Origin of the sequence: Streptomyces fungicidicus, assembly GCF_003665435.1 — a bacterium.
Taxonomy (GTDB): Bacteria; Actinomycetota; Actinomycetes; order Streptomycetales; family Streptomycetaceae; genus Streptomyces; species Streptomyces fungicidicus.
Map to the genome: position 1 here is coordinate 6,455,334 of NZ_CP023407.1, position 17,509 is coordinate 6,472,842.

Here is a 17,509-nt window from a genome sequence, read left to right on the forward strand (position 1 = left end):
GTTCTGCCCGTCACCCCAACTGCCGGACGAATCCGGCAGGTTGTCCATCCTGCCACGCGTGCGGCGGCGGACGCCGGTAAGCAGTCACCGCGAGGGTGACCGGCGCCACGCTCACTGGCCTTACGATGGCGCGGTGCTGGTCAAGTGGATTCGCTGCACCGTGGTGGACCGCCGGGGGTTCGAGCGGGGGCAGCGGAAATGGGCGGGGCTTCTGGGGGAGCCGGGGTTTCGCGGACAGGGCGGGGGCTGGAGCCGGGGGCGGCAGGACGTGGCGCACATCTTCTCCTTCTGGGAGAGCCGTGCCTTCTACGACTCCTTCATGGCGCGTTCCCACGACCGGCTCGCCTCGGCCCAGTCGGGGACCTTCAAGGACGCCCAGGTCAGACTCTTCGACCACCGTTTCGACGTGAAGACGGGCTTCGAGCCCCGTTTCACCGACGCCGACCTGCTCAGGGCGGCGCTGTGCCGGGTCCACGAGGAGCGGGCGGAGCACTTCGTGCTGATGCAGGAGAAGGTCTGGAACCCGGCGATGGCCGGCTCGCCCGGCATGATCCGGGGTCTCTTCGGAGAGGCGCCGGGGAACGAGTTCCTGGTCCTCTCGATGTGGCGGTCGGCCGCGGAACACGGCAAGTACCGCACCGAGCGGATCGAGCGGCTCGCCCTGAGGGCGCAGACGGAGGCCGATGTCGCGGCCCTCACGGGGGACATCGTGGAGATGGAGTCGGCCTGGACGGTGTGATCCCCGGACGCGCGAGGGAGGGCGCCGGCGAGGCGTGGAGCGCGGGAGAGGTGTGACCTACGCCGTACGAGGCCCGCACGGGTGCTCGCCCGGCCGTCACCCGATCTAGGGTTTCGGCATGGCACGACCACGGCGCATCGTCCTTGTCCGGCACGGTGAATCAACGGGCAATGTTGATGACTCCGTCTATGAGCGCGAACCCGATCACGCCCTGGCGCTGACCGAGCGGGGCAGACTGCAGGCCGAGGAGACGGGAGAACGGCTGCGGTCACTGTTCGGCGGGGAGCGGGTCAGCGTCTATGTCTCCCCCTACCGCCGGACGCACCAGACGCTGAGCGCCTTCCGGCTCGACCCGGAGCAGATACGGGTCCGCGAGGAGCCGAGACTGCGCGAGCAGGACTGGGGCAACTGGCAGGACCGGGAGGACGTGCGGCTGCAGAAGGCCTACCGGGACGCCTACGGGCACTTCTTCTACCGCTTCGCCCAGGGAGAGTCCGGGGCCGACGTCTACGACCGGGTCGGCGGGTTCCTGGAGAGCCTGTTCCGCAGTTTCGAGGACCCGGACCATCCGCCCAACGTCCTCATCGTCACCCACGGACTGGCCATGCGGCTGTTCTGCATGCGGTGGTTCCACTGGACCGTGGCGGAGTTCGAGTCGCTGTCGAATCCGGGGAACGCCGAGATGCGGATGCTCGTTCTGGGGGAGAACGACAAGTACACCCTCGACCGGCCCTTCGTGCGCTGGCGGGATCCGGAACCCTACGGGAGCACCGGATGAGCAGAGGGTCACCGGATAGAGTGGCAGGGCGATGACCGCTGATTCCTCTCCCGCCGGGCGCCTGGACCGCGCCCTGGCCAGCCTGCGCGGACTCTCCGTGGGGGACGCGCTGGGTTCACAGTTCTTCGTGCCGGTGAACTACCCGCTGCTCAAGCGCCGCGCCCTGCCCCCGGGCCCCTGGCAGTGGACGGACGACACGGAGATGGCGTGCTCCGTCGTCTCCGTCCTCGCCGAGCACCACCGGATCGACCAGGACGCCCTCGCGCGGTCCTTCGCCACGCGGCACGACTTCGACCGGGGCTACGGGCCCGCGGTCAACCGGCTGCTGCGCCTGGTCCGTGAGGGCGGCGACTGGCGGGAACTGGCCGCCGGGCTGTTCAACGGGCAGGGGTCGTGGGGCAACGGCGCCGCGATGCGGATCGCCCCCCTGGGCGCCTGGTACGCGGACGACCCGGAGCAGGCCACCCATCAGGCCGAGATCTCCGCCTACCCCACGCATCAGCACCGTGAGGCGGTGGTCGGTGCCATGGCCGTCGCGGCGGCGGCCTCGCTCGTCGCCGCTCCCGGCGGGCCGCCCGGCGCGGAGGCCCTGCTCGACGGGGTCGTCGCTCTGGTGCCTGCGAGGAGCGCGGTCGGAGCCGGGCTGCGCCGGGCCCGCGACATGCTCGACTACGGCGACGCGGCCACCGTCGCGGCCGTGCTCGGCTGCGGACGGCGTACGACGGCGCACGACACGGTGCCGTTCGCGCTCTGGTCGGCCGCCCGGGCTCTCGGTGACTACGAGCGGGCCTTCTGGACCACCGCGCAGGTGGGCGGGGACGTCGACACGACCTGCGCGATCGTGGGCGGGGTCGTCGCCGCGGAGAAGGCGGGAGCGCCGCCCGCCGAGTGGGCCGACCGGGTCGAGCCGCTGCCGGACTGGACGCGGACCACGGTCTGAGAGCCGGTCGCGGGACCGCCCGAGGGGCCTGTCCCGAAAACTCTCCGTGCATGGTGGGAACTCTCCGTGACCGGCCGCTCGTTGTCGGGACATCCACTGTGTGAGGCGGGAGACCTGACACGTGTAGGTGTGCCGTGCCGGAGCGGAGATCGGGAGGGGCCGTGGTGTTCATCGTGCGGGCGTTGCTCGCGGCGCTGTTCGCCCTGACCGGTGCGGTCCGGCCCGGCGGCCGCCGGCCGACCCCCCTGCAGTCGGCCGGAGGTCCGCCGGGCCGGACCCGCGGTGGCTTCTCAGCCCATGCCCGGTCCGGCGGAGCCGGACAGTGCCTCCAGGTCGCTCTTGCGGACCCGGATGACGAACCACGCGGTGGCCAGGGCGAGTACGGCCATCGCGGCCGCCGGGATGAACGCCGTGGAGATGCCCTCCGCGAGGACCTCGTGTCCCCACGGAGCGGGCAGCTGGTGCGTTTGGGCGAACTCCGCCTGCTGCTCCGGCGTCGCCTCGGCGAGGAAACCGGGGACCTGCTTCTCCGCCTCGTCCTTGCTCGCCGTGCCGAACACCGTCGTCAGAAGGGCCAGTCCGACCGACCCGCCCACCTGCTGGGTCGCGTTGAGCAGCCCGGACGCCGCGCCGGCCTCGTGCTGGGCCACCCCGGAGACCGCGGTGAGCGTCAGGGTCACGAAGTTCAGGCCCATGCCGAAGCCGAAGATCAGCATCGGTCCGAGGATGCCGCCGACATAGGAGCTGTCGGAGCTGATCAGCGTCTGCCAGGCCAGTCCGGTCGCGGCGAGCGCCGAGCCGACGACCATGAACGGCTTGGGGCCGAACACGGGGAGGAACCGCTGGGACAGACCCGCCCCGAGCGCGATGACGACCGTCACCGGCAGGAAGGCCAGTCCGGCCTCGATCGGGGTGTAGCCGAGCACGTTCTGCACGAAGAGGACGATGTAGAAGAACATGCCGAACATCGCCGCGGCCAGGCTGAGCATGATCACATACGTGCCCGAGCGGTTGCGGTCGGCGAACATCCGCAGCGGGGTGATCGGCTCCTTGGCGCGGGACTCGATCAGCGCGAAGGCCGCCAGCAGGACCGCGGAGGCCGCGAAGGAGCCGATGGTCAGTCCGTCTCCCCAGCCCTCCTCCGCCGCGCGGATGAAGCCGTAGACGAGGGAGGCCATGCCGGCCGTCGAGGTCACGGCGCCCGCGATGTCGAAGCGGCCGGAGTGCCGCTCGGACTCGTTGATGAACATCGGTGTGAGTACGGCGATCAGCAGGCCGATCGGCACGTTGACGAAGAGCACCCAGCGCCAGTCGAGCCACTCGGTGAGCATGCCGCCTGCGAGCAGGCCGATGGCGCCGCCGCCCGCGGAGACCGCGGCGAAGACGCCGAAGGCGCGATTGCGTTCGGGCCCTTCCGGGAAGGTGGTGGTGATGAGGGCCAGCGAGGTGGGCGAGGCGATCGCACCGCCCACGCCCTGCAGTACGCGCGCCGCCAGCAGCTGCCACGGCTCCTGGGCGAGCCCGCCGAGCAGCGAGGCGACGGTGAACAGCAGGATGCCGCTCATGAAGACCCGGCGGCGGCCGAGGATGTCGCCGGCCCGGCCGCCGAGCAGCAGCAGGCCGCCGAAGGTCAGCGTGTAGGCGCTGACCACCCAGGTGAGGTCGGTGGTGCTGAACTGGAGAGCGTTCTGGATGTGCGGCAACGCGATATTCACAATCGTCGCGTCGAGTACCACCATGAGCTGGCAGGCCGCGATGACGGTGAGTGCGATGCCGGGGTGCCCGCCCCGGCGTGCCGCCCCTGGCTTCTGGTCGTGAATCAAAGGAGAGGTTGTCACTATGGATCCCCCACGAGTGCGTCAGTGAACGCTCGCGTTCACTGTTGCGCCAAACGGTAGTGAATCCCCGACAGTGAACGCAAGCGTTCACTTGATGGGGCGTCGCCCGGTGCGTCCCCCTCAGGCGCCGCGCGGCGTGTGCTTCATCCCCGGAATGCCCGCTTCCTCTGCTCGTTGGAGAGAGTTCAGATGGTTTCTTCGAGCTGGGTGGCCGCCCAGGAACCGACCGCCGCGTCCCGCCGCCGCGGTGCCGTACTGGAGCGCGCGATCCTCGACGCCGCCCTGGAGCAGCTCAGCACGGTCGGCTGGAACGGCCTGACGATGGAAGGCGTCGCCGCCGGCGCCCAGACCGGAAAGGCCGCCGTCTACCGGCGCTGGCCCTCCAAGGAGGACCTGGTCGCGGACGCCCTGCGGGCCGGACTGCCACAGTTCGACGCGGTGCCGGACCTGGGAAGCGTGCGCGAGGACCTCCTGCACCTGTGCCTGCGGGCGCGCGACGCGATGTTCTCCCCGTCCGGATTCGCGGTGCGCTCGGTCATTTACGAATGTGACACCACGCAGGCCGAGCGCTTCCACGCCGTCATCTTCGACGGTGTCGTCGAGCCGACCATCAGGATGCTGCGCGAGGTGATCACGCGGGGAATCGAGCGAGGAGAGGTGCGTCCCGACGCGGCCAACGGATATGTCTTCGACGCCGTTCCGGCGATGATGATGTACCGCTCGAAGATGTGCGGCAGCGAATGGTCGGACATCGATCTGGAGCAGATGATCGACCAGTTGATGGTTCCGCTGCTGCGCCCGGAAGGCGCCTGACCCGGGTGCGGTGAGGCGGCCGGCGCCGCTCGGAGAACCGGGGTGTCGCGGGCCCTCGTGGGCGGCGTACGCTAAGGGCGCCATGCCGTACGAACCACCTACTCACACCGTCGAGCGCTCTCTGCGCGCCACGACCGGGGCGAAGATCGTTGCAGGTGTCGACGAGGTGGGCCGAGGCGCGTGGGCCGGGCCTGTCACCGTCTGCGCGGCGGTCACCGGACTGCGCCGGCCCCCCGAGGGCCTGACCGACTCCAAGCTCCTCACCGTCAAGCGGCGCACCCAGCTGGCCGAGACGCTGCGGGGCTGGGTGACGTCGTACGCCCTGGGGCACGCGTCCCCCGAGGAGATCGACGCCGTGGGGATGACGGCGGCGCTGCGGCTGGCGGCGGGACGTGCCCTTGAGGCGCTGCCGGTCCGGCCGGACGCGGTGATCCTCGACGGCAAGCACGACTATCTCGGCACGCCCTGGAGGGTCCGTACGGTCATCAAGGGCGACCAGTCGTGCGTGGCGGTCGCGGCGGCCTCGGTGATCGCCAAGGTCCAGCGCGACAAAATGATGGCCGAACTGGGCATCGACCATGCAGACTTCGGTTTTGCGGACAACGCCGGGTATCCGTCACCCGTGCACAGGGCCGCACTGGAGGTTCGGGGCCCCACTCCGTACCACCGGTTGTCATGGGCGTATCTTGATGCGTTGCCCCAGTGGCGGCACCTCAAGAAGGTCCGCAGCTGGACGGAAGGGCGCGTTCCGGAAATCGAGGGTCAGCTCGGCTTCGACTTCTGACGTGCCGCTCGCACTCATGTGCCACCCGGCGGCGCGTGCCGTACCAACGTTTGATAAAAATCAGCTCATGCCTCTCATTCCCGAGGAGCCTCAGATTCACGAGAGTGCCCAGGGTCCCCGCGCCACGCCGGCCAGTGGCCGCACCGCGCCGACCCCCCGCCCCGTACCCGGTCCCCGCCCCGCGGCTCCGTCGCGTCCCGGTCGTCCCGGCCCGCCGCGGCCCGCGCCGCCGGTGCAGCGCGCGTCACGCGACGCCGTCAAGCCCGGCCCCGGTCCTTCGACGCCGCCCGCGCCCGCCGCGGGCACCCCGCAGATCCAGTTGATCCCGGCCTCGGTCCAGGGGGCGCTCGACGCCGCCGAAGAGGCCGTGGACCTGCTGCTGGACTCGGGCCGCGCCCCCGGTGAGGTGCTGGTGATCACCACCGGCGATCCGCACCCGTGGGCCACCCACGAACTGTCCTTCGGCGAAGCCTCCTACTGGGCCCAGCACGACGCCGGTGACGACGTGTTCTACACGGACACCCGGATCGCGGACCGGGCCGGCGCACGGCCCGTCGTCGTGGTCGCCGTCAACGGAGGACCGGAGTCCGCTGCCGTCTCCGCCCTGGCCGTGGCGCAGGCCCGGGCCGGGGCCCTGCTGATCGTCTGCGGTGACCCGCAGCGGATCAACTCGGTGCTGGGCGCGGGCGTCTGAGCCCACACCACGGCGTCCGGCCGGACGCCGAGGGGGACGTGAACGCCGCGGACGCGGCGTCCGCACGGTGACTGACTCGGCGTGCCCGCGGCGCGCAGCGGCCGGTGGACCGGTGCCCCCGCCGTCCTCGGACCGGGCGGGGGCCGCGGTCGTGCGGACGCACCGCGTCCTCGCGCGGGCCACCGAGCCGGCACTCCGGGCGGTGTGCGTGAGGTCAGCGTGCCGCCGCGCGGCGCAGGACCTCCGAGGCGACGCCTCCGGTGCGCGGTATCCGGGGCGGCGCCGTGGCCGTGGCGAACGGCTCCGGCGCCGAACCGGCGGTGGGATGCCGGCCGCCACGCCCTTCGCCGAGGACCTGCCACCCGTCACGGGTCAGCGTGATGTACGCCCCGCAGCGCAGCCCGTGCAGGGTGCAGGCGTCCCGCAGCCCCCACATCCACGCGCCGTCCTCCGCCGTCCAGCGCGCGTCGCCGTCACGGCAGTAGAGCAGTACGGCGGTGCGCACCGGGGTGCGGCGCCGCAGGTCGTGCGGGATGACCCGGCGCAACTGGTCCAGCAGGGCGTTGCGGAACATCCAGCCGTCCGCCGGGGCGGAGCGGCGGACGAACGAGGCGCTCGCGCGCACCCGTTCGTCCGGATCGAGCACGGCGACCACCGCGGTCGCCGGACCGGGGCGATGCCGGGCGTGCAGTCCGCTGACGACCTCGCGCGGGCTGCGCAGCAGCGGGATTCCCGCGGCGGCCCACTCCGCGGGTTCGAGCACACGGTGGGCGGAAGCGGCGGACGTCGACAGCGATGCCGCCGAGGACGGAGCGAATCCGAAGGTCACGGTCCTCCCTTCGGCTACGCCCGGACAGCGGGCGGGTCGGATGCGGGGGAGCGCGCACGCAACGGAGCCCTACCTGGTCGGCGGGCGAGCCGTGCGGGTGCGGACTTCAATTCTTCCTGTCGAACTTGGATGCGGCAACGAGCAATTGAGGCAGCGGACCGGTATCGGCCGCTCTGCGGCTAATATCCCCACCCGCCGGACGCGGTGAACCTTCAGCTCTGTACGGCCAGTACCAGCGGCAGTACTCCCTGCGCACCGGCCCGCCGCAGCAGGCGCGCGGCGACCGCGAGGGTCCAGCCCGTCTCCGTGAAGTCGTCCACGAGGAGGACCGGGCCCCGTGCCTCCGCCAGCGCGGCCGCCAGGTCGTCGGGCACCGTGAGCGCTCCGTCCAGGGCCTTGAGCCGCTGGGCGCTGTTGCTCCGGGAGGCGGAGGGCGCCTCACCACCCGCGTACGCCACCGAGCCCAGCAGCGGCAGCCGCCCGATCTCCGCGATGCTCGCCCCCAGTGAGCTGATCAGCCGGGGCCTGCTGCGGGAGGCGAGGGTGACCACCCCCACCGGCCTCGGCTGCGCGTCGGCCACCCCCGGAGCCCAGCCGCCGGGGCCCTTCGCCCAGTCGGCCAGCACACCCACCACCGCTCGTGCGACATCGTCCGGCACCGGTCCGTCCGGCGCGTGCGGCGCCAGCATGGGACGCAGCCGGTTGCCCCAGCCGATGTCCGACAGCCGGCCCAGGGCGCGCCCCGGGGCGGCCTGTTCGCCGGCCGGGATGCGGCCCTTGAGGTCCATGCCGATCGCGGGGAGACCGGTGGGCCACATCCGCCTCGGCTCCACCTCGACGCCCGCCCGGCCGAGGTCCACGCGGGCCGCCTCCAGCGCGGTCGCGGAGGCCTCGGCGGTGAAGCGCGCGCCCGCGCAGTTGTCGCAGCGGCCGCACGGCTTGGCGCCCTCGTCGTCGAGCTGCCGCTGGAGGAACTCCATCCGACAGTCGGTGGTCGCCGCGTACTCGCGCATCGCCTGCTGCTCCGCCTTGCGCTGGCGCGCCACCCACGCGTACCGCTCGGCGTCGTAGGACCACGGCCTGCCGGTGGCGGTCCAGCCGCCCTTGACCCGCCGGACCGCGCCGTCCACGTCGAGCACCTTGAGCATGGTCTCCAGCCGGGAGCGGCGCAGCTCGACCAGCGGCTCCAGGGCCGGCAGCGACATGGGCCGGTCGGCGCGGGAGAGCACGTCGAGCGTGCGGCGCACCAGGTCCTCCGAGGGGAAGGCGAGCGACGCGAAGTACTCCCAGATCGCCTCGTCCTCCTTCCCCGGCAGGAGCAGCACCTCGGCGTGCCGCACACCGCGCCCGGCGCGGCCGACCTGCTGGTAGTAGGAGATGGGGGAGGACGGGGAGCCGAGGTGCACCACGAAGCCCAGATCGGGCTTGTCGAAGCCCATGCCGAGAGCGGAGGTGGCGACCAGGGCCTTCACCTTGTTGCCGAGCAGGTCCTCCTCGGCCTGCTGCCGGTCGGCGTTCTCCGTCCGGCCCGTGTACGGGGCGACGGTGTGTCCGCGCTGCCGCAGGAAGGCGGTGACCTCCTCGGCGGCGGCCACGGTGAGCGTGTAGACGATCCCCGAGCCGGGGAGCTCGTCCAGGTGGTCGGCGAGCCAGGCCATCCGGTGCGCGGCGTCCGGCAGGCGCAGCACGCTCAGGCTGAGACTCTCCCGGTCCAGCGGGCCCCGCAGCACCAGTGCGTCCGACGAGGCTCCCGTGCCGAGCTGTTCGGCGACGTCGGCGGTGACGCGGGCGTTGGCGGTGGCGGTGGTGGCTAGTACGGGCACGCCCGCGGGGAGATCGGTGAGCATGGTGCGCAGCCGGCGGTAGTCGGGGCGGAAGTCGTGGCCCCAGTCGGAGATGCAGTGCGCCTCGTCGACCACCAGGAGCCCCGTCGCGGCGGAGAGCCTGGGCAGCACCTGGTCCCGGAAGTCGGGGTTGTTCAGCCGCTCCGGACTCACCAGCAGCACATCGACGTCGCCCGCGGCGATCTCGGCCTGCACGGAGTCCCACTCCTCGCTGTTGGAGGAGTTGATGGTGCGGGCGCGCACGCCGGCCCTGGCGGCGGCCTCCACCTGGTTGCGCATCAGCGCCAGCAGGGGCGAGACGATCACGGTGGGGCCGCTGCCCCGTGCCCGCAGCAGCGAGGTGGCCACGAAGTAGACCGCGGACTTTCCCCAGCCGGTGCGCTGGACGACCAGGGCCCGGCGCTTGTCGGCGACCAGCGCCTCGATCGCCCGCCACTGGTCGTCGCGCAGCCGGGCCTCGCCCGAGTCGTCCCCGACGAGACGGGCGAGAACCGCGTCGGCGGCCGTCCGGAGTTCCGTGTCGCTCGTGTGCACCATGGGGTCCATACAACAGGACGGCGCCGACATCCGGGCCGGTGCGGGGGAGGGCGCCAGCTGGTGGCATGTCCCTGGCGGGACTTATCCACAGGGTGAAGCGGAGTACGACATTCCGCGAGATCGTCTTCGCATGACGAACCACAGCGAAGCCGCCGGATCCTCTGAAAACGGCGACATCTCCGAAAGCGGTGACATCTCCGGTGACGACGGCAGGGGCGGGCATGACGCCGGGACCTGGCCGCAGGGCGGCGCGGAGCTACGCGCACCGCTTCCGCCGGACCTCACCTGCACCGCGTACGACAGCCGTGGCGACGGACAGCAGGTCACCCTGCGCACCCCCGCCGAACTCGCCGACGCCCTGCCCTATCTGCTCGGCTACCGCCCCGAGGACAGCATCGTGCTGGTCGCCCTGCACGACAAGGACGGACGGGGGCGGTTCGGCGGGCGCGCCCGGCTCGGGATCCCCGCCAACCCCGACGACTGGCCCTCCGCCGCCCGGCAACTGGCGCACGGCCTGGTGGCGGGCAGCGAGCGCCGGGGCGCCCGGCCCGAGCAGATGGTCGTCTTCCTCTGCCACGAGCCGGGCCGGGACGAGTCCGGGCGGCAGGTCAAGGAGCGGCTGGGGCCGCTCGCCCACACCCTGCGCCTGGAGTGCGGCGCCCTGGACATTCCGGTGGTGGAGGCGCTGTGCGTCTCGGACGGCCGCTTCTGGTCGTACTGCTGTGACGACGAGGGCTGCTGCCCGGCCGAGGGAGTGCCGATGGGCCTGCCCGGCACCTCGGTACTGGCCGCGGCGGCCGCCTACGCGGGGCTCCAGGTCCGCGGCTCGCTGCGCGAACTGCGCGCCAGGCTGCTGCCCTGGGAGAACTCCGCGGCCCGGGAGCAGGAGGCCGCCCTGGACGCCGCGGGCGCGGCGCTGGTCCCCAGGATCCTCGACGCGCGGGGCCGGCACGAGGTCGCCGGCGAGACGCTGGATCTGGCCGAGCGGATCATCGGCCGGCTCGCCGACGCCCCGCCCGCGCCCGGCATGCTCCCGGCGGATCTGCGCGACGACGAACTGCTCGGGTACGACGAGGCCGCGACGCTGATCCTCGGCCTGCAGGACCGTACGACCCGCGACCGCGCGGCCGAGTGGATGGAGGACGAGCAGGCGGGCCCCGCCCTGCGCCTGTGGCGGTCCCTGGCCCGCCGCTGCGTCGGGGCCTACGCCGAACACGCGGCGGCGCCCCTCACGCTCGCCGGGTGGGTGGCCTGGTCCAGCGGGGACGAGCTGGAGGCCCGGGAGGCGCTCGCCATGGCCCTCGGCGCCGATCCCGACTACCTCTTCGCCCGTCTGCTGCACCAGGCGTGCAACGAAGGGCTCGATCCGGAATCGATCCGCCGCTGCCTGCGCGCCGAACGTGAGGAACGCGCCCCGGCGCCCCGGGACGAACCGGCCACGGCCGGGGGTGCGGACGAGCGGAAGCAGGGGGACGGCGCGCCGCCGGCCGCGGACCCCGCGGATTCCGGCGGCGGGGCGTCCCTCCTGTCCCGCCGCCGTCGTGCGCGGGTCCCGCGGGCCGTCGGCGGAGCACTGCGCAGGCCGCGTGCGGAGGGCGGCCGGGTCCCGCGTCCCCGTGCGTCGGCGGTGAGCACGCGCCCCGGGGGCGGCGCGGCGGGCGCGCACCGCCGTCGTGGCGCCCCGAAGCCGGGCGCCCAGGCCGGCGGGCGGGGCGGCGACGGGGAGGAGTGAGTGAGCCGGATACCGCCCGTTCGCCCCGCGCCGGGCCGGGGGAGGAGGCCGGCCGGCGTGCGGGACGGGACCTGCTCGCCGGACACGGAGGTCCGCGCGGGGCGAGGGGGTAAAGGGCATGGTGACGGGCCTGTCCGACCGAAGTGGATCAGCCATCGATACGGCCGGCGAAGGGAGTGCTTATCGTCAGGCAGACGACTATGATCGCCGCATGTCCTACGACCCGTCAGCATTCCCGCCCTTCGCCGTCACCGTGGACCTGGTCGTGCTGACCGTTCGCCGTCACGCCCTGTGCGCGCTGGCGGTGCGCAGGGGCGAGTCGCCGTTCCAGGGGCGCTGGGCGCTTCCCGGCGGTTTCGTGCGGGCCGACGAGGACCTGGCGCAGGCGGCGGCGCGGGAACTTGCCGAGGAGACCGGGCTGCGGGTGCACGACCCCGCCGTCCCCGCCCAGGACAACGGCGCTCACCTGGAGCAGCTCGCCACCTACGGCGACCCCAAGCGTGATCCCCGGATGAGGGTCGTCAGCGTCGCCCATCTCGCCCTCGCCCCGGACCTGCCCGCACCCCGGGCGGGCGGTGACGCCAGCAACGCGCGCTGGGCGCCGGTCGGGGAACTGCTCCAGCAGGGTGGTTATGGCCGGGAGGGCGAGCCGGTGGCGCCGCTCGCCTTCGACCACGCCCAGATCCTGTCGGACGGAGTGGAGCGGGCCCGCTCCAAGATCGAGTACTCGTCGCTGGCGACCGCCTTCTGTCCGCCCGAGTTCACCGTCGGCGAGCTGCGCCGTGTCTACGAGGCGGTGTGGGGCGTGGCCCTCGACCCGCGCAACTTCCACCGCAAGGTGACGGGAACACCGGGCTTCCTGGTCCCCACCGGTGGCACCACCACCCGGCAGGGCGGACGCCCCGCCCAGCTCTTCCGGGCCGGCGGAGCCACCCTGCTCAACCCCCCGATGTTGCGCCCCGAGGTCTGACACGGGGACCGTCTGACCGGCCAACGGGCCCCGCGATGCCCGAAAAACCCGATTTGGCGCGCTATCTTGCATCGGGTGATCCAGGCCATCGGACTGACCAGCAACCCCCGCAAAGAGCTCCCGCCCGCCGTCGACGACGTCTCCTTCGAGGCGCACGCGGGCCGCGTCACCGCGTTGCTCGGAGCACCGGGCGCCGGCAAGACGACGGCGCTGGGGCTGATGCTCGAACTCCAACGCGGCCGAGGCGTCACCCACTTCAGGGGCCGGCCCCTGCACCGCATCCCCCATCCCTCCCACGAAGTCGGCGTGCTGCTCGGTGACGTGCCGGGCCACCCCGCCCGCACCGTCCGCGGACACCTCCGCATGCTGAGCGCCGCCGCCGGCGTTCCGGTCCGCCGGGCCGACGAAGTCCTCGAAGCGGTGGGGCTCGTGAGCCTGCGCGACGAACGGCTCGGCACCCTGTCCCGCGGCATGGACCGCCGTTTGGGACTGGCCTGTGCCCTGCTGCCCGACCCCCATACGCTCGTGCTCGACGAACCCGCGCGAGGCCTCTCCATCGGCGAGAGCCGCTGGCTGTACGGCATGCTCCGGACGTACGCGGCCCAGGGCGGCACGGTCCTGTGCACGACGGCGGACCCGAAGGAGGCCGCGCGGATCGCCGACCGCGTGGTCACGCTGGAGCGGGGACGGCTCGTCGCCGACCAGGAGGCGGCGGACTTCTCCCGCACCCGGCTGCGCCCCCGGGTCGCCGTGCGCAGCCCGCACGCCGCCCGCCTCTCCTCCCTGCTCGCGCAGGAGGCCCGCGCCGCGCAGCGGTCGGTCGAGGTGGCACGGGAGGGCGGCAACCGCCTGCGCGTCTACGGCAGTACCTGCGCGGACGTCGGCGAGATCGCGTTCCGGCACGGCATCGTCGTACACCAACTGGCCGACGAGGTGGGGGACATGGGGCCCGGTGCCGGAGCGCCCGAGCCTCCGGCGGCCGACGGGGACGCGGCGGGGCACCCGGCGGACGGTTCGCGGCAGGACCCCGCCGCCCCGTCGCGGCAGGCCCGCCCCGCAGCACCGCCCCACCCGGGCGCTCCCGCCGGGGAAGGCTCCCCGGCACCCGGCGAAGCCGCCGCGGAAGAGACCGGTCCGGCGTCCGAGCGCCGCTCCCGCCGCAGAGCCCGCACGCGCGACGCCGACGCCGCGCTGCCGCCCCCCATCTCCGTCCGCCCCGCGTCCAGGCCCCTCCGCCCCCTCCGCTACGAGATCCGCCGTGCCACCGGCGTCGGCACGGTGTTCCTCGTGGGCGCGGTCGTGCTCGCCGTGTCCGCCCTGACCGCCGTGCTGCTGGCACGCGTCGGGCACACCCCGCAGCCGCGCCTGCTGGCCGCGTGGCCGGCGGAGTTCCCCCTGCCGCCCGCGGCGCTCGGCGCGGGGCTGCTCGGCGCGCTGGCCTTCGGCGACGAGTTCCGCCACCCCGCCCTCGCGGCGGGCCGCGGCACCGTGCCCCGGAGGCTGGGGCTGCTGACCGCCAAACTCCTTGTCTCCTCGGCACTCGCGCTGGTGCTGGCAGTCCTGACCGTCGGCTGCGACGCCGAACTGCTTTACCTCGTCTACGGGCGGGAGGTCGTCGCGGTCCCCGCCGACTGGCTGCCGCTGAGTGCCGGTTGGCTCGGCCTCGTCATGGGATGCGCCTGCGCCGGTGTGCTGGCCGCGGGCGTCTTCCGGTCCACCACCGCCGGTCTCGCCGTCGTCGTCGCCGTACCCCTGCTCGTCGTGCCGCTCGTGCACAAGATGACGGAAGGGACCCCGGCGCGCACCCCGGCCCCGCTCTCGTCACGGCTGCGGGACGGCCTGCCGCTCCGCTGGCCCTTCGGCGGCGAGCACCACCTGGAGGCGGCCCTGCGCCTGATCGCCCAACCCGTGGGCGGCGCACTGGCGTTGTCGCTCGCGGCACTGCTCTGCGCGTACCTGTGCACCGGTCTGCGGAGCCGGGTCCGATGACGACCGTCCGGGGGCGCATCGTTACGCCACTGCCCACAACTCCCCGGAAAAAGCCCAATTCCTTCCGATAAGGCGTCAATTGCGACGGGGTGAGCGATCACCCTTTCGTGTGCTTTTCACCAAAGACCTCAAGGGAGTTGGAAACAGAGCCGACAAAGGATGCGTGAGTACCCTTGCGCACACCATGATGACCGCCGCCCGCTCCGCAGACTCCGGCCTCGCGAACCCGGGCGAACTCGACCGCTACCCCTTCGCCGAGGGGCCCTCCGTCGACCGCGTAGGCGCCCCCGCCTGGGACGGCGCGGATCCGGAGCTGGGCCGTGTGGGCCGACGGGCCGCGGGCAGCCGCGGACGCGGCCTGCACGGCCAACTCGTTCAGCAATTGGGTCAGATGATCGTTTCCGGGGATCTGGGCGCCGACCGTCCGCTGGTCCCGGAGGAGATCGGCCAGCGCTTCGAGGTCTCCCGCACCGTCGTCCGCGAGTCGCTCCGCGTCCTGGAGGCCAAGGGCCTGGTCAGCGCCCGGCCGAACGTCGGCACGCGGGTGCGCCCCGTCAGCGACTGGAACCTGCTCGATCCGGACATCATCGAGTGGCGGGCCTTCGGGCCGCAGCGCGACGACCAGCGCCGTGAGCTCAGCGAGCTGCGCTGGACGATCGAGCCGCTCGCCGCCCGCCTCGCGGCCGGCCACGGCCGGGAGGAGGTCCAGCAGCGCCTCTCCGACATGGTGGAGATCATGGGGCACGCCATGGGGCAGGGCGACGCCCTCACCTTCGCCCGGGCCGACGCCGAGTTCCACTCCCTGCTGATCCAGGTCGCCGGCAACCGGATGCTGGAGCACCTCTCCGGGATCGTGTCCGCCGCGCTGCAGGTCTCGGGCAGCGCGGTCACGGGCTGTGAGCGGCCGAACGAGACCTCCCTGGCGCAGCACGGCCGGATCGTCGACGCCCTCGCCGGCGGCGACGGCGCGGCGGCCGAAGCGGCCGTGCGCCAACTCCTCACGGTCCACCCGGAGGTGGAACGCGTGGTGCCCGCCCCGCGCGAGCACTGACCGCGTTCCGCGGACGGCGCGGGCCGGCGTGCCACCCCCCTCCTGTGGCATCGCCCCACCGCTGAGCCGTCCCCCGTCGGACCCCGCTGGATCCTCGGTGATCCCGCGGGGTCCGACGCCGAGTAGGTCGTGGCAGACTCGGAAGAGTGACCCCCTCGCCCCTGAGTGAACTCTTTCGATCTTGTTTGACCGTTTGTGCGCGCGTACGGGGTGTGACTCGGGCCACGCGGATTGGGCGTAACGCTCCTGGGAAGAACGCGATGACCTAAGAGGTGACAGCCGCGGAGGGAATACGGACGCCGTTCAAGGCGCTGTGCATCTTCCCCGGTCCCCGCCCGCACCGTCGGCCCATCCCCAAGCCGGCGGTCGGCCCCTGTCCACAGTGGACGGGGCCGGAAGCCGTTTTCCAACGTTCCGAGAGGTTGTTCGTGTCGGCCAGCACATCCCGTACGCTCCCGCCGGAGATCGCCGAGTCCGTCTCTGTCATGGCTCTCATTGAGCGGGGAAAGGCTGAGGGGCAGATCGCCGGCGATGACGTGCGTCGGGCCTTCGAAGCTGACCAGATTCCGGCCACTCAGTGGAAGAACGTACTGCGCAGCCTCAACCAGATCCTCGAGGAAGAGGGTGTGACGCTGATGGTCAGTGCCGCAGAGCCCAAGCGCACCCGAAAGAGCGTCGCAGCGAAGAGTCCCGCCAAGCGCACCGCCACCAAGACGGTCGCGGCCAAGACGGTGACCGCCCGTAAGGCCACCGCCACCGCCGCACCCACGGCGCCCGCCGCCGACCCCGCCGGCGAGGAGGAGGCACCCGCCAAGAAGGCGGCTGCCAAGAAGACCACGGCCAAGAAGACGGCCGCGAAGAAGACCACGGCCAAGAAGACGGCCGCGAAGAAGACCACGGCGAAGAAGGACGACGCCGAGCTCGGTGACGAGGAAGTCCTCGAGGACACCAAGGCCACCGAGGAGCCCGAGGGCGCCGAGAACGCCGGTTTCGTGCTCTCCGACGAGGACGAGGACGACGCGCCCGCCCAGCAGGTCGCCGCCGCCGGTGCCACCGCCGACCCGGTCAAGGACTACCTCAAGCAGATCGGCAAGGTCCCCCTGCTCAACGCCGAGCAGGAGGTCGAGCTCGCCAAGCGCATCGAGGCGGGTCTGTTCGCCGAGGACAAGCTGGCCAACTCCGACAAGCTGGCGCCGAAGCTCAAGCGCGAGCTGGAGATCATCGCCGAGGACGGCCGCCGCGCCAAGAACCACCTGCTGGAGGCCAACCTCCGTCTGGTGGTCTCGCTGGCCAAGCGCTACACCGGCCGCGGCATGCTCTTCCTGGACCTGATCCAGGAGGGCAACCTCGGTCTGATCCGCGCGGTGGAGAAGTTCGACTACACCAAGGGCTACAAGTTCTCCACGTATGCCACCTGGTGGATCCGTCAGGCGATCACCCGCGCGATGGCCGACCAGGCCCGCACCATCCGTATCCCGGTGCACATGGTCGAGGTCATCAACAAGCTCGCGCGCGTGCAGCGCCAGATGCTCCAGGACCTGGGCCGCGAGCCCACCCCGGAGGAGCTGGCCAAGGAGCTCGACATGACCCCGGAGAAGGTCATCGAGGTCCAGAAGTACGGCCGCGAGCCCATCTCCCTGCACACCCCGCTGGGCGAGGACGGCGACAGCGAGTTCGGTGACCTCATCGAGGACTCCGAGGCGGTCGTCCCGGCCGACGCGGTCAGCTTCACGCTGCTGCAGGAGCAGCTGCACTCCGTCCTGGACACCCTGTCCGAGCGCGAGGCGGGCGTCGTCTCCATGCGCTTCGGTCTCACCGACGGTCAGCCGAAGACCCTCGACGAGATCGGCAAGGTGTACGGCGTCACGCGCGAGCGCATCCGCCAGATCGAGTCCAAGACCATGTCGAAGCTGCGCCACCCGTCGCGCTCGCAGGTGCTGCGCGACTACCTCGACTAGAAGGCGCCGCCGC

General features: G+C 72.4%; 14 protein-coding genes. 11 read left to right on the plus strand and 3 right to left on the minus strand.

Going from position 1 to position 17,509, the window contains the following annotated elements; all coding sequences use genetic code 11:
• Positions 1–133 precede the first annotated feature (133 nt).
• The 3 genes from CNQ36_RS29085 (at position 134) to CNQ36_RS29095 (ending at position 2,457) form a co-directional block, all read left to right on the plus strand.
• Positions 134–739, plus strand: coding sequence for a YdbC family protein (locus tag CNQ36_RS29085; RefSeq protein ID WP_004924605.1), 606 nt, complete (start codon positions 134–136; stop codon positions 737–739).
• 118 nt (positions 740–857) lie between these two features.
• Complete coding sequence (locus CNQ36_RS29090) at positions 858–1,517, plus strand: histidine phosphatase family protein (RefSeq protein ID WP_121548152.1); 660 nt, start codon at positions 858–860, stop codon at positions 1,515–1,517.
• A gap of 31 nt (positions 1,518–1,548) precedes the next feature.
• A complete protein-coding gene (locus CNQ36_RS29095) occupies positions 1,549–2,457 on the plus strand; it encodes an ADP-ribosylglycohydrolase family protein (RefSeq protein ID WP_121548153.1) in 909 nt (302 codons plus the stop codon).
• A 290-nt stretch (positions 2,458–2,747) separates the two neighbouring features.
• Here the strand turns inward: CNQ36_RS29095 and CNQ36_RS29100 are convergent, their stop codons facing one another.
• A complete protein-coding gene (locus CNQ36_RS29100; protein ID WP_121548154.1) occupies positions 2,748–4,295 on the minus strand; it encodes an MFS transporter in 1,548 nt (515 codons plus the stop codon).
• Positions 4,296–4,484: 189 nt separating this feature from the next.
• On the opposite strand from CNQ36_RS29100, the gene CNQ36_RS29110 reads away from it, so the two are divergent.
• The 3 genes from CNQ36_RS29110 (at position 4,485) to CNQ36_RS29120 (ending at position 6,586) form a co-directional block, all read left to right on the plus strand.
• Entirely contained in the window at positions 4,485–5,108 is a 624-nt protein-coding gene (locus CNQ36_RS29110) for a TetR/AcrR family transcriptional regulator (protein ID WP_121548631.1), read from the plus strand.
• Between the two features lie 82 nt (positions 5,109–5,190).
• A complete protein-coding gene (locus tag CNQ36_RS29115; RefSeq protein ID WP_121548155.1) occupies positions 5,191–5,892 on the plus strand; it encodes a ribonuclease HII in 702 nt (233 codons plus the stop codon).
• 67 nt (positions 5,893–5,959) lie between these two features.
• Positions 5,960–6,586: a hypothetical protein gene (locus CNQ36_RS29120; protein ID WP_121548156.1), complete on the plus strand. Its 627-nt coding sequence runs from the start codon at positions 5,960–5,962 to the stop codon at positions 6,584–6,586.
• 214 nt (positions 6,587–6,800) lie between these two features.
• Here CNQ36_RS29120 and CNQ36_RS29125 read toward each other — a convergent pair whose 3' ends face one another.
• Positions 6,801–7,415 carry a hypothetical protein gene (locus CNQ36_RS29125; RefSeq protein ID WP_121548157.1) on the minus strand — a complete coding sequence of 205 codons (615 nt, stop codon included), beginning with the start codon at positions 7,413–7,415 and terminating at the stop codon, positions 6,801–6,803.
• Between the two features lie 212 nt (positions 7,416–7,627).
• Positions 7,628–9,796, minus strand: coding sequence for a RecQ family ATP-dependent DNA helicase (locus CNQ36_RS29130; protein ID WP_121548632.1), 2,169 nt, complete (start codon positions 9,794–9,796; stop codon positions 7,628–7,630).
• A 130-nt stretch (positions 9,797–9,926) separates the two neighbouring features.
• Here CNQ36_RS29130 and CNQ36_RS29135 point away from each other — a divergent pair, with 130 nt between their 5' ends.
• From CNQ36_RS29135 to CNQ36_RS29155, 5 genes are all read left to right on the plus strand, one after another.
• Positions 9,927–11,528 (plus strand): DUF4192 domain-containing protein, encoded by a 1,602-nt coding sequence (locus CNQ36_RS29135; protein WP_121548158.1) that lies wholly within the window; start codon positions 9,927–9,929, stop codon positions 11,526–11,528.
• Between the two features lie 211 nt (positions 11,529–11,739).
• Positions 11,740–12,498 (plus strand): NUDIX hydrolase, encoded by a 759-nt coding sequence (locus CNQ36_RS29140; protein ID WP_040906023.1) that lies wholly within the window; start codon positions 11,740–11,742, stop codon positions 12,496–12,498.
• Positions 12,499–12,573: 75 nt separating this feature from the next.
• Positions 12,574–14,487 carry an ABC transporter ATP-binding protein gene (locus tag CNQ36_RS29145; protein ID WP_121548159.1) on the plus strand — a complete coding sequence of 638 codons (1,914 nt, stop codon included), beginning with the start codon at positions 12,574–12,576 and terminating at the stop codon, positions 14,485–14,487.
• Between the two features lie 163 nt (positions 14,488–14,650).
• Complete coding sequence (locus tag CNQ36_RS29150) at positions 14,651–15,538, plus strand: FadR/GntR family transcriptional regulator (RefSeq protein WP_121548160.1); 888 nt, start codon at positions 14,651–14,653, stop codon at positions 15,536–15,538.
• A gap of 428 nt (positions 15,539–15,966) precedes the next feature.
• Positions 15,967–17,496 (plus strand): RNA polymerase sigma factor, encoded by a 1,530-nt coding sequence (locus CNQ36_RS29155; protein ID WP_121548633.1) that lies wholly within the window; start codon positions 15,967–15,969, stop codon positions 17,494–17,496.
• Positions 17,497–17,509: the final 13 nt, after the last annotated feature.

Bases quoted from the DNA above. Each gene is read 5' to 3' on its own strand.
- CNQ36_RS29090 (WP_121548152.1), top strand. From the start codon at position 858: ATGGCACGACCACGGCGCATCGTCCTTGTCCGGCACGGTGAATCAACG.
- CNQ36_RS29095 (WP_121548153.1), top strand. From the start codon at position 1,549: ATGACCGCTGATTCCTCTCCCGCCGGGCGCCTGGACCGCGCCCTGGCC.
- CNQ36_RS29110 (WP_121548631.1), top strand. From the start codon at position 4,485: ATGGTTTCTTCGAGCTGGGTGGCCGCCCAGGAACCGACCGCCGCGTCC.
- CNQ36_RS29120 (WP_121548156.1), top strand. From the start codon at position 5,960: ATGCCTCTCATTCCCGAGGAGCCTCAGATTCACGAGAGTGCCCAGGGT.
- CNQ36_RS29130 (WP_121548632.1), bottom strand. From the start codon at position 9,796: ATGGTGCACACGAGCGACACGGAACTCCGGACGGCCGCCGACGCGGTT.
- CNQ36_RS29115 (WP_121548155.1), top strand. From the start codon at position 5,191: ATGCCGTACGAACCACCTACTCACACCGTCGAGCGCTCTCTGCGCGCC.
- CNQ36_RS29140 (WP_040906023.1), top strand. From the start codon at position 11,740: ATGTCCTACGACCCGTCAGCATTCCCGCCCTTCGCCGTCACCGTGGAC.
- CNQ36_RS29135 (WP_121548158.1), top strand. From the start codon at position 9,927: ATGACGAACCACAGCGAAGCCGCCGGATCCTCTGAAAACGGCGACATC.